The organism is Desulfitobacterium sp. (genome assembly GCF_982384815.1).
Genome location: NZ_CEVWNY010000088.1, coordinates 1 through 12,516 on the forward strand (window position 1 = coordinate 1; position 12,516 = coordinate 12,516).

Consider the following 12,516-nt stretch of genomic DNA (forward strand, 5'->3'; position numbering starts at 1 on the left):
GCCAAAACTGATCACTTGCTCTGGAAATCCCGTATCGTCAATATGATCAAGGGAATTGAAGAGGTTACTCCGGAAGAAGTTACTTCTCATCAGAATTGCCGCTTGGGCAAATGGTATTTTCAAGATAGTGTATAGCTTTGCTTTGTCCATTTATTGCCTCACTCATTCCGTTCTTAACCGCCTTTGATAATACAGGAATACCGGCAAAGGAATCACAATCCAACCAAAGCTTTTAATTAAGCTGTTTAAAGCCCGATCTTGGGAGCGTTTTCTTTCTTCTTTTACCATGGCCTCATAGTCTGCTTTTAATTCGTCCTCGCTTTTTTCCACAACCGGTTTTGAGGGATCCGCAACTTCTTTCGGGTAGTAGCCCCGTTTATAATCCTCAAAGGACATATAATAGCTTGGCGGCGAAACCAAATCTGCTGCAGCCATAAAAGCGGCCACACTGCCTCCGATGGTCATCATCAAAGTAGCGAATAGAATCAAATAGGTATATACGGTCTTAATCATTCCTTTTCCCCCTTCCTTTTGGTGCAATGTATCTTCACCACGACTATGAGAGCGAATACCAACGGCAATCGCCCCTATGACCAAGACTACTACGATCAGAGCAATCCCGAAAACCATGATTAACGAAAAGCTCACCACAAGCTCCCTCCTCCCTTTTCCATCATCGTAACATGTATTAGGCCTTAATAGTATAGACGTACGCAGAGTAATTTTCTCACGAATCCAAATTTAGATTTTGAACTTGCTAATAACATTCTCTAGATCCTGTGACATCTGAGCTGGGCAATTTGTAGTGTAACATCTTCAGGCATCTAAAGAGAGGGATGATTAAGTCTTGTTGTTAAAAATGTGTTATAATTATGTTTCGTAGCTCATTACGAAATATGCATAAAGGAACGATAGTTAAGCATGATTAGCACAAACGGGATCACTTTGCGTTTTGGTAAACGCGCCTTATTCGAAGATGTCAATGTGAAATTCACGCCGGGAAACTGTTACGGTATCATTGGCGCCAATGGAGCCGGAAAATCCACTTTCCTTAAGATTCTCTCCGGTGAAATTGAACCCTCAAAAGGAGAGATCGTAATTACCCCAGGAGAAAGGGTTGCTGTCCTGAGGCAAGACCATTTTGAGTTTGAAGAGTATGAAGTTCTAAAAACCGTCATTATGGGGCACTCGCGGCTTTATGAAATTATGGAGGAAAAGGACGCCCTCTATGCCAAGCCTGATTTTAGCGAGGAGGACGGCATAAAAGCTGCAGATCTTGAAGCTGAATTTGCCGAAATGAATGGGTGGCAAGCCGAAGCAGAAGCCGCGGAGCTTTTAATGGGATTGGGCATCCCTAAGGAGTATCATGAAAAGAAAATGAAAGAACTTGAGGGAAGCGAAAAGGTTCGGGTTCTCTTAGCTCAGGCTCTTTTTGGTCATCCCCAGATTCTCCTCTTGGACGAGCCTACCAATCATCTGGATCTGCGGTCCATTAACTGGCTGGAGAATTTTCTCTATAATTTTGAGAGTACTGTTCTGGTTGTCTCCCATGATCGTCACTTCCTGAATAAAGTATGTACCCATATCGTGGATATCGACTTTGGCAAGGTTCAGCTTTATGTGGGGAACTACGACTTCTGGTATGAATCCAGCCAGCTTGCCCTGAAACTCATGCGGGATGCCAATAAGAAAAAAGAAGAGAAGATCGCTGAGCTGCAAAGCTTTATCCAACGCTTTAGCTCCAACGCCTCTAAAGCCAAGCAAGCCACCTCCCGAAAAAAACAGCTTGAAAAATTGACCCTTGAGGATATTCGGCCCTCTTCCCGCAAATACCCCTATATCGCCTTTACCCCTGACCGCGAAGCAGGGAACAATTTGTTAACTGTACAAAATCTCACCAAAACCATTGACGGGGAAAAAGTCCTCGACAACATTTCCTTTATTGTTGATAGAGGTGATAAGATTGCCCTTGTGGGCCCTAACGGCCTAGCTAAAACCACCCTGTTTAAAATTCTTATGGGAGAACTGGAGGCAGACAGCGGTGAATACAGTTGGGGGGTTACCACATCCCAAACCTATCTTCCGAAAGATAATTCCAGCTATTTCGATACCGACCTTCCTCTTGTGGATTGGTTGAGACAATTCTCTAAGGACCCCGATGAATCCTTTGTCCGCGGCTTTCTTGGCAGAATGCTTTTCTCGGGTGAAGAATCGTTAAAAGCGGCTAACGTCCTGTCCGGAGGGGAAAAAGTCCGCTGTATGCTATCGCGTATGATGCTCAGTGGGGCCAATGTATTATTGCTTGACGAACCCACCAACCACTTGGATCTTGAATCTATCACCGCGCTGAATAACGGGTTAATGAATTTTGATGGAACAATTCTTTTTGTCTCCCAGGATCATCAATTTGTTCAGACCATTGCCAACCGGATTATCGAAATAACTCCCAAGGGCCTTATCGACCGGAGAATGGAATATGATGAATACCTTGAGAATGAACATGTTAAGGTACTTTTAGAGAACATGTATAGTTAGCCGAACTAAAACAGTCACTCCTTAAACTAGGATTGGCTGTTTTTTGCCAAAAGCCTCGCAACATAATGTGAAAATTGGTATTATATAATTATATCTTAATATGATGGAATAACTGGGAACCTAAATTATTTAGTTTGTATTTCGAAGGGGGAAATCCTTTGAGAATTAACAAGGACAGTTTAACCTTTCGTTTTATGTCGGGTACAATTCTTGTCATCGTCATGGTTATGGGTATAAAAATCATCTGGGACTACCAAACCCAACAACGAGTGGCTTTAGAGGAAATGAAAGAGATCGCTGAGGTCATAACAAAACAGCAGATCGCTACTTGGAATTTTATGTCGATCAACCAAGATAATATAAATTATGATTCCGAAGGCAACTTTGAATTCAAACATATGAATTGCTCTACTGTAGCTATGGGAATCGGAGTCTTCTTTGCCGAGATGACAGATTATACAATCAAGCCAACCAACTTAGATTACCGCAGCATTTTGAATGCACCGGATGAATTTGAAAAAAAAGGCCTAGAGATACTTAAAGCAATTCCTGGGCTAGAGGAATATTATGCAATTGACACTATAGGCGGCAAAAAGGTCTTCCGCTATTTGGCTTCTTTGCGAATCGAAGAATCGTGTCTAACTTGTCATGGAGAACCGAAAGGTGAAATTGATGTCACCGATTATGCCAAAGAAGGTTATAAATTAGGGGATTTTGGCGGTGCCATAAGCCTTGTTATGCCTATGGATATTTTTATTCAAAATACCAAAAGTAATCTTCTAGGAAATATATTTTTCTTTCTTTTATTGGTTGCTTTGTGCATCGGAGCGATATATTTCCTGGTCAGAAAGCTTGTCACCACTCCTTTAAGAGAATTGGCAAAAACAGTACGCCTAGTGGGAAGTGGGAACCTCGAAGTAGACCTGACTCATATTCTCGCGGAAGGAGAAATAAAACAGCTGGCCTTTCATTTTCAGCAAATGACTAACCAGCTGCGGGATCTATATATTAACCTAGAGTCAAAAGTAGAAGACAGAACTACAGAGCTGGAAAAAGCAAACTTAATTCTAAAGGAACATAAACGCGAACTGGAAGAAGCCAATATCAAATTAAAAGAAGTCAATAATTATAAATCTGAGTTCCTGGCGATCATGAGTCACGAACTACGAACTCCCTTGACTTCAGTGATAGCATTTACCGAGCTTCTTCTGGCGGAGAATTCGATTAGCGAAGGGGGTACGGAAAGACGATATCTTGAAGAAATCCGGGCTAATAGCGAAATTCTATTAAAGATGATCAATAACATTTTGGATTTAGCCAAAATTGAAGCGGGTAAAGGGGAAATAATGTTGGTTACTATGGATATGGCCGACGTCTTTGCATCTGTGGAAGGCGTAATTTTACCCTTGGCTAAGAACAAAGGAATTGATCTTATCATAGATGTTTCAAAGGATGTGCCTTTAATTAAAGCCGATCCGGAAAAAGTACGCCGAATCGTTGAAAATCTTACCGGCAACGCGATTAAATTTACCGATGAAGGCGGTAAAGTTACTATTAGTGTGAACTATGATGAAAACCAAAAAGAAGTTGTGATTACAATTTCCGACACCGGAATCGGCATAAAAAAGGAGGACATAAAACATATCTTTGAAAGATTTACCCAGGCGGATAGTTCTACCTCCAGGAAATACGGAGGAACGGGGTTAGGGTTGGCCTTAGCAAAGGAATTAGTAGAGCTTCATAATGGCCGGATCGCTGTAAAAAGCGAACCAAATGTAGGTAGTACTTTTACAGTTAGCATACCGGCAAGAGATATTTAGGAAGGAGGTATCTAATGTCCGAAACGATTAAAGTCATGCTGGTTGACGATGAAGTAAGCATTAAAAAAGTAGTCGAAGAAATTATTATTAAAAATGGCTATGCCTTTTGTTATGCGGCTAATGGCGAAAAAGCCCTAACAATGTTTAAAGAAGAGAAACCTTCATTGATCATTCTCGATGTGATGCTTCCGGAGATCGACGGCTTCGAACTTTGCCGAATTATCCGCCAAGATAGTTCCGTACCCATTATAATGCTTTCCGCGAAGGGGGATATCGTCGATAAAAGCGTAGGGTTTAATATGGGGGCAGATGATTATGTTGCCAAACCCTTTAGTCCGGTGGAACTTTCCCTAAGAATCAAGGCCTTGCTAAGAAGGGCGATAAACTTTGCTAACACTAACCACACGGAACTTAAACAACCCGATGATCAGGATAGCATTCGGGTTGACAATCTGGAAATAAACGGTAAGCTCTATGAGGTTAAAGTGCAAGGACAAACCGTAGAGTTGACCCCAAAAGAATTTGAGCTTCTTTACTACATGGCAAATCATCCTGGTCAGGTATTTACGCGTGAACATCTTTACAATAAACTCTGGGGTGAACAATACATTGGCGATTTAGGAACAATCACAGTCTTTATGAGGAAAATCAGAGAAAAAATCGAGGAGAATCCGGCTAGACCCAAGCACATTATCACTGTCTGGGGTGTTGGTTATAAATTTAGTAATTAAAGAAAGCCCGGCTTCAATGTGAAGCTGGGCTTTTGGGATTAAAATAAGGAGTAAATTTTTAATTTAGGCCAATATTCGTAGCAACAATGGCGGCATAGAATACATACCTTCCAATAACTTCACCCACGACTAAGCAAGCACAAGCGAGGTAAATAAGCCCTGCCCCGGCTGTTGTCTCCGTTACTTGCGCTTTTGCAGCGGAAGGCCAAAGGAGGATCCCCGCCCCACCCAGAATAAGCAGCCATTTCAAACCAATTACCGTACCCATACTGCTTAAAATTGCTGCGCTGGCCTGAGCTGCCATTCCTTCGCTACTCAAACCAAAGGCATGAGATATAGAAGCAATCACTTGGATAACTACGGCAGCTAAAACAATTGCCCCGTAGATTTTTTTATCACCACTTGGCAATTCTTTGAGACTGGTAGCGATAAAAAGCAAAGCGCCTACAGCAATAGTGGTTGCGTAAAAGTCAACAAAGGTGTTAGCTCCCTGCCAAACCGGAACAACCGTGGATGTATAAAGTTTTGCCATGGAAAATACGGCAAATAATCCAACAATACTTCCGGCCCATCTTAAAGCCAGATTAAGACTTTGGCCGGCGGCAGGCCTAAAATATTGGATAAGCGCATACAAAAGAGCAATCCCGGCGAAGATTCCGCATAGTAGTGCCTCATTGCTTAACCAGGAGCTGCCTAAATGAGAGAGTGAATTTAAGAAGGCCATAGGCCTACCCAGGTGGGATAAAGAGGCCAATAGACCGATAACACTTAAACCTGCGGCAACCAGGGAAGCTATCTTGAACTGTTTATCTTTATAAAGCTGGTTGCCAATTGTAATAAAGAGCATCATCCCAATCGCAGCTTGCATACAAAAGGAAAAAAACAATAAACTTGTTTCGCCCATCTTTTAGACCTCCTTTTCCCTGAAGCCTTGCTGCTTAGCAATAGTTTTTGCTTTAATAAGCAAGGAAGGTTTGGTGACAGAAGACATGGGTAAGAAGGGCAAATCGCTAACACAATCTCCATGTTTAGCTTTTAATTCAGCTAGTTCTCCCCACTCAATCGCCCGCATTGGGCAGGCATCTACACAAACAGGATTTTCCCCTTTTTCGATTAAATCCTTACACATGTTGCATTTACTCGTCCGGCCTACTTCTTCAATAAATTGGGGGACCCCATAGGGACAGTTCCAGGTACAAAAACGGCAACCTATGCATTTATCTTGATCGTGATCGACAATGCCATTGTCTAATTTATGCAGAGCTTTAGTAGGACAGCCTTCCACACATTTGGGGGTTTCGCAGTGGTTGCAGGTACCCGAGTAATGAAAGACCCCAGGCTTAGGGTAAGAACCTGTTTCGAAAGCCTTTACTCTTCTAAATATTGTACCAACTTTTAAATCGTTTTTGTCCTTGCAAGCCATCTGGCAGGTTCGACAACCTATACAAGAGGTCATATCAAAGAAGAATCCGTATTGACCCATTATTATTCACGCTCCTTTCTCAGAAAATAATTCTTTGCGGTTTTTGAATATCTGCAATAAGTTTCGCACCTGAATATTTCTCCATATTGCAAATACAGCTATTCCAACCCGAGACGCCTTGGCCGGTTGAAATTGGGCCACAAAGAATGTTATCTGCCCCTCCGGTATCGATACCCGTCTTTTCGTCCATATCAACCCAGGAACCGTGGGGAAGACCAATAACACCGGGCATAAACCGATCGGTGACACAGGCATTACGTAAAGTTTTACCATGCTGACTTGTTAACAAGACCGTGTCACCATCTACGATACCCTGATCCTTCGCATCCTGAGTATTGATATAGACGGGATTAGGCCAGGTTTCCCTTAACCACTGCACATTATCAAAAACCGTATGGGAACGACGCAAATAGTGGGGGTTAATGACTTGGAATGGATAGTCGCCCTTTACTTTGTTCTTCCAATCCTTAAATGTTGCTTCATAACCCTCAACCGGCGGAATATGAGTTGGGATAGGTTTTATTTTGCTATAGCCCATATTGTTAATGGTATCGGCCAAGCCTAGAGAATAGATTTCAAATTTACCACTGGTGGAAGGACGTGGATTAGCAACCGGATCATCGCAAAAATCCTTATAGGCAATGGAGCCGTAGTTGTCGCCCGGTTTTCTCTCAACTTGATATATGCCTTTTTCTTGGAATTCCTTGAGATTGATCTGACCTTGCTGTGGTTTGCCTTTGACTCCCCACTGTTCAATATCGGCTTCCGTGATGGTGACTAAGGGGACTTTTGTTTTACCATCAGGTAAAATAACGGTAGATCCTGCGATTTGATTGAAGAATTGCTGCTTGGCGTCGATCGGGAATGCTTTAGTGACGTCGACATCAAGACGTTTTCCGAGTTCCCGGGCAATCCATTCATCACTTTGACATTGATACATGGGTTCAGTGATTTGGGAATACATGATTATCATTTCGCGATTGCCGGTTAAGAACCCCCCTATCTTTTCCCATTCCGTGGTCACAGGAAGCACAAAATCAGAATACTTAGCATTAGTGGTCAAAAATTGTCCATGACTAACTACTAAATCAACTTTACGGTGTGCTTCTATCCCCTTGGTCATACCGTCGGCAGATTGGAGTCGGGCGCTGCTATCATGATAGATAAGGTGGATGTCGATATCTCTCATTTCACCTTTTAGGAATTTCTTGTGACCGGTGAAATTGTATTTGCCATCCACGATTCCACGCCACATTTCGGTATGGTTCATACTGTCATCAATGGGATTGTCTATAGATGGTAAACCATTTTTACCAGGAGATACTAAGGAACCACCACCATTAGCGGCACCGCTATGGCAACTGATTCCACACATATGTCCTGACTTGCCCATATGACCCGTCATAGCTCCGAGGATCATAGCCATCTGAGGTAAATTATCTGTGTTTTGGGTCCTTCCAGCTGACCAGGCATGGAGGATAGCTACTTTATTGTTTTTATTCATAGCACTAGCAAGATAACGGATTCTATCAGGAGCTACTCCACAGATCTCAGAAGCCCATTCAGCACTTTTAGGGACGCCGTCATAAGTCCCAAGAACATAGTCTTTGAAATTGTCCTTAGGGTCGGTACCTTCAGGCATGGTGCTAGAATCAAAGCCAATAGTGAAATTTTTGAGGAACTCCCAGTCAATGAGAGAGTTTTTGACAGGGTCATCTTCAACGATTAAAGTATGCGCAATTCCAAGCATGAGAGCTGTATCTGTGGCTGGTCGAGTGGGTATCCAATCGGCTTCAAGCAGAGCGTAGGAGTCATTATAGAAGGGATCAATAGCTATAAAATTAGCTCCTGATTTTTTTACTTGAAGAAAATGGTACAGAGGATTACCTGCTGAACTCCATGCTGGATTCATGTTGAACATAATAACAGTGTCGCAATTGCGCATATCCAGTCTGTCATTGATACCGTCATCAGTAGATGAGCTAAAACCGATGGGGCCCGGTGTATAGGTCCAAGAACCTAGAGATGTTGTCCCCCAATTCGCCACATAGCCTCCGTATAAAGCTAAAACCTTAGAGGCTGGACCACCATCTGCAAAAAATGCACGATTGCCATGTTCTGCTTTAATTCTTTTTAATTCTCCGGCAATAGAATCTAAGGCTTCTTCCCAAGAGATTTTGACCCATTCATCCCGACCACGGAGCTCTCTCTTGCCACCCCCAGGTGCCCAATTTTTTCTGCGCATGGGGTATTTCAAACGATCTGCTCCAAAGACCTGATTCCTCTGAGCACGTCCTCTGACGCAACCTCTTTGTTGTGGAAAATCAGGGCTATCCGGATGGGTATCGTCGGTTTTCTGACGTACAACAACACCATCCACTACCAGAGCTTTGTTTAGGCAGCGCCCCCCACAGTTATGCCAGCAAGCAGCTGTAATCCATTTCCCCTCTTGTTTAGCAGCTTGATCCGCAGTAGCTTGTGTTAAGCTGCTGCCACATCCACCAAGTGTTAAACTTGCTGCTGCAGCCGTACTAGCCTTGATGAAGGCCCGACGGCTAATTTCTGAATTAACAATTTTGTCGATAAAATTAGCCATTTCCTTTTACCTCCCTCGACTATGAGTAAGTGAACACTATCTCAATTTAAAATGCACGCCTCCCTTCCTGTTTAAAAATCTTTGCTGAAAGCTTATTATCAATTTTACCATAGAGTTATTAATACATAATTTTAATTTGGCATTAAATATTAATAGAATATTATTAATTTATTACCATTCTATTATTGAGCAAAAAATATCTCCCTAGCAGACCAAGAAAGGTCTGTAGAAAGGTATTTTACTGTATATCGACATTATTCTATTGTATTTGTTAAAATCTTTTTTATTTCCCATTATTCCTTGAAGTTTGCCATCTTATCAGGTAATATATTGTTAAATATATTACATATTTATAAATGAGGGCGAGGGTTCCGCATGGCAATGCTATTTCTGTCTGTGCGGGGCTTTTAATTTGGAAGCTATGTTTCCTTTAATGATGTTAAAGAGGTGGACAATATTGTCAAAAGATCTAATCAACTTGAATAACGTGTCAATTAAATTTGATGATATTTTTACCCAATACTACCCTGGTATCTATAAGTTTATTAAGTGGACAATTCAAGACGAAGACAGTGCCCAAGACCTGGCACAGGAAACATTTTTACGTGCTTTTGTTAACATCGGAGCAAGGCCCGACCATAACATTTCTGCCTGGCTGTATACCATTGCCAGGAATCTCTGCAATGATTTTTGGCGCAAAAACAAGCGTGTCAGTACTTATGAATTACTTGATGATACTCTGGAATGCAATGCCATTACTTCTAAGCCCTTAACGGCAATTGAAGATGCAGAAAGGTCTAAACAAATATCTAAGGTCTTAAATCTATTGAAAAGTGAGCATCGAACCGCTCTTATCCTTCGTGAAATTGAAGAATTGTCATACGAGGATGCTGCCAAAGTAATGGGGGTTAGTGTTTCGGCTTATACTTCGTTATTAAATCGGGCCAGGAATAGGTTTATTAAGCTTATCCTAACCCCTTGCCTGAAAATAGATAAGGATTTCTTTTCTTCTAAAGAATACACCGTTCTATATCGCTGGTTTGGCATCGATGCTTGGCCGGAGAACCCTGAGCTGGAAATTATGTATAAAGCAAAAATATACTTTGATAACTCTGCTAGACTATTCGAAGAAATGAGAGATGTAACTTACCCCTCCCATTTAGACCAACTCATTCTAAACAAAGCAATAAATAAAGAACCTAAGCAAATTGGTGACTTCGGCTCCGGAACCGGGCAATTTACCGTAAAAGCTTCTTCCTCTTTAACACCGGAAAGGGTTTACGCTTTTGATATCTCGCCAAATATGGTGGACATCTCCAAGCAGCGCTTTAATCGTGAAGGTTTTCCTCAAATAGATTGTCTGCCTGCCGATTTAAACTCCATTCCTCTCAAGGCTGAAACCTTGGATATCGGGTATTGCCTGATAGTCCTTCATCACCTCTATGACCCCGGTAAAGCTATCAAAGAAATGGCCAGAACCCTTAAGCCCGGCGGTCAGCTAATTATTGGGGATTTTGGCTCTCATAATTACAACCTTTTTACTAAAGACAACAGTGATCTATGGTCGGGCTTTAGTCCGGGCCAGCTGGCCAAATGGCTAAAAGAAGCCGGATTAGAAAACCTCGATGTAAAAGAAGAAAAGGACTGCTTTTTTAAGTCAACAACAAAAGAAGGAGAATCGATTAAAATTCCCCTTCTTGTCGGCAGTGCTATTAAAAAGCTTAATTAATGGCTTGTTCCTTATTATATTGTTCAATAGCTTCCAGTACTGCTTTTCTGACTCCTTTTATAATACCTAAGGAGGTCATGCTTGAGCCGGTTATCCCATCAACATCTAAAGTTTGTTGCTTGAGGATTGCTTCCGGAATTACAAGCATGGCCTCTTTGTAATATTTTGAATCCACCTCAAAATGCCGGAGGATCTTGATCTTTTTGACGGAATTACCCTCAATCGTAACCTCCAATTTAAGCCCGGGACTGTAGCCGGTAGTTTCAGTAATATAGGTTCCATCAGCAAGGTTTAACCCCTTAAAAGAAAAGTAATAGGGCAACTCCTTTTCATCAAAAGCAGAGCTTGTACTACTGGTCGTGTCCTTCCCGTTAAGCTGCTGATTTCCCTCCTCCGGACCCTGAGCTCCAGATACTATAGTTTCGTCTACCACTGCTTCATAGGTAACATCACTATTCATTTCGGAGATTATGCGGAAAATATTGATACCGCCTTCATCAACGATATGCCACACAAGAGTTACGACAAAAATTATCGTTAAGGTCTGATGGAGGAGTATCCATTTTCTTTTTATGAAGTTTTTGCCAACCCAACTGATACCAAAGACAATTGTCACCAGCCAATTTATAGTACCGATATTCACACTTAGCACTGAAGCCGAGGAATGTGCGCCATGAACTAAACCTATTATTATAAGGACAAAGCCTAAGGCTATATGAGGTGCCTTTAGAGCTCTATTAATTTCCACAAGCCGGAGACGCTTTTCTCCAGGTACCTTGTGGGTTAATTTTCGGAATAAGTATTTTGAGGTCAAAAAAATTCCAATGAGAACCGCCAGCCAGCCGAATACGTAGTCTAGAATAAAACCTAACATAATCTATACTCCTGATAATCAATTTAAGTTTGCTCATAGTGGTGAAAATTAATAATAACCAACAACCAGGAAAGTCTTTTACTTCAAAGTTGTTGGTTATTATTTTTAGTAATTATCTATTTACTTTTAAGTCTAGAACCAGGGATATTGTCCCATTACTGAGGAATAAAAGAGAATTCGTCCCGATAACTCGCCGAGAACCACACCAACTAAAGTTAATGCCGCCAGGGTGCTGCTGGATTTTTGATTAACAATGAACAGTCCGGCAAATACCATCGGAAGCAAGATGCCGATAACTAAACGCACAATAAAGAAGGATGAAGCAAAGGTTGCTGCAACTGCGGCGGATTGTTCAGCCGATGCACCATAAGTCTGAGCAAAGGAACCCAGTACTAAACCCACAAGTACTACAGATATCGCAACGAAGATGCCCAGGGTTTTTCTTACTTTCTGACCGGCTTCCCCTTCGGTCTTGCTGAGAAGGAAAGCTACCGATACAGAACCTAAGAGAAGAGCGGTAAGAACAAAGGCTGCCGTGGTTTGCCAGGAATTCCAAGCCAATCTGGCCGGTAAGGTATAGACTTTACTGGAAATCACAATTGCTATTAACCCTACCACACTAAGAGCAAGGCCCACTAATTTTTTTGAAGCATTGGCCGGTGCTTTCCACCACATATAGCTATAGATCAGAGCCAAAACTCCCACAATAATAAAAGCCAATATCTCCATACTCAACTTTGCCGTGCCA

General features: G+C 41.9%; 10 protein-coding genes and 1 pseudogene. 5 read left to right on the forward strand and 6 right to left on the reverse strand.

Annotated elements, in window-relative coordinates; translation table 11 throughout:
* Positions 1–126, forward strand: a pseudogene (locus AC1U9U_RS12125) (CZB domain-containing protein); the annotation flags it as partial.
* Positions 127–162: 36 nt separating this feature from the next.
* Here AC1U9U_RS12125 and AC1U9U_RS12130 read toward each other — a convergent pair.
* Positions 163–651, reverse strand: a complete 489-nt coding sequence (locus AC1U9U_RS12130) for a hypothetical protein (RefSeq protein WP_479960826.1) — start codon at positions 649–651, stop codon at positions 163–165.
* Positions 652–921: 270 nt separating this feature from the next.
* Here AC1U9U_RS12130 and AC1U9U_RS12135 point away from each other — a divergent pair, with 270 nt between their 5' ends.
* From AC1U9U_RS12135 to AC1U9U_RS12145, 3 genes are all read left to right on the forward strand, one after another.
* Positions 922–2,535: an ABC-F family ATP-binding cassette domain-containing protein gene (locus tag AC1U9U_RS12135; protein WP_479960827.1), complete on the forward strand. Its 1,614-nt coding sequence runs from the start codon at positions 922–924 to the stop codon at positions 2,533–2,535.
* 194 nt (positions 2,536–2,729) lie between these two features.
* Positions 2,730–4,355, forward strand: a complete 1,626-nt coding sequence (locus AC1U9U_RS12140; protein ID WP_479960835.1) for an ATP-binding protein — start codon at positions 2,730–2,732, stop codon at positions 4,353–4,355.
* A 14-nt stretch (positions 4,356–4,369) separates the two neighbouring features.
* Positions 4,370–5,086, forward strand: a complete 717-nt coding sequence (locus AC1U9U_RS12145) for a response regulator transcription factor (protein WP_479960828.1) — start codon at positions 4,370–4,372, stop codon at positions 5,084–5,086.
* Between the two features lie 58 nt (positions 5,087–5,144).
* Here AC1U9U_RS12145 and AC1U9U_RS12150 read toward each other — a convergent pair whose 3' ends face one another.
* From AC1U9U_RS12150 to AC1U9U_RS12160, 3 genes are read right to left on the reverse strand one after another with little or no spacing between them, the layout of a single operon-like run.
* Positions 5,145–5,990 (reverse strand): dimethyl sulfoxide reductase anchor subunit family protein, encoded by an 846-nt coding sequence (locus AC1U9U_RS12150; RefSeq protein ID WP_479960829.1) that lies wholly within the window; start codon positions 5,988–5,990, stop codon positions 5,145–5,147.
* A 3-nt stretch (positions 5,991–5,993) separates the two neighbouring features.
* Positions 5,994–6,569, reverse strand: a complete 576-nt coding sequence (locus AC1U9U_RS12155) for a 4Fe-4S dicluster domain-containing protein (protein WP_479960830.1) — start codon at positions 6,567–6,569, stop codon at positions 5,994–5,996.
* A gap of 19 nt (positions 6,570–6,588) precedes the next feature.
* On the reverse strand, positions 6,589–9,165 hold the full coding sequence (locus AC1U9U_RS12160; protein ID WP_479960831.1) for a molybdopterin-dependent oxidoreductase: 2,577 nt from the start codon (positions 9,163–9,165) through the stop codon (positions 6,589–6,591).
* Between the two features lie 457 nt (positions 9,166–9,622).
* Here AC1U9U_RS12160 and AC1U9U_RS12165 point away from each other — a divergent pair, with 457 nt between their 5' ends.
* Positions 9,623–10,894, forward strand: coding sequence for a sigma-70 family RNA polymerase sigma factor (locus AC1U9U_RS12165; RefSeq protein WP_479960832.1), 1,272 nt, complete (start codon positions 9,623–9,625; stop codon positions 10,892–10,894).
* On the opposite strand, the gene AC1U9U_RS12170 is transcribed toward AC1U9U_RS12165, so the two are convergent.
* Together AC1U9U_RS12170 and AC1U9U_RS12175 are read right to left on the reverse strand one after the other, a co-directional pair.
* Entirely contained in the window at positions 10,887–11,768 is an 882-nt protein-coding gene (locus AC1U9U_RS12170; RefSeq protein ID WP_479960833.1) for an FMN-binding protein, read from the reverse strand. The genes AC1U9U_RS12165 and AC1U9U_RS12170 overlap by 8 nt on opposite strands.
* A gap of 132 nt (positions 11,769–11,900) precedes the next feature.
* The coding region (locus tag AC1U9U_RS12175) for a dimethyl sulfoxide reductase anchor subunit family protein (RefSeq protein ID WP_479960834.1) at positions 11,901–12,516 on the reverse strand (616 nt) is incomplete at its 5' end.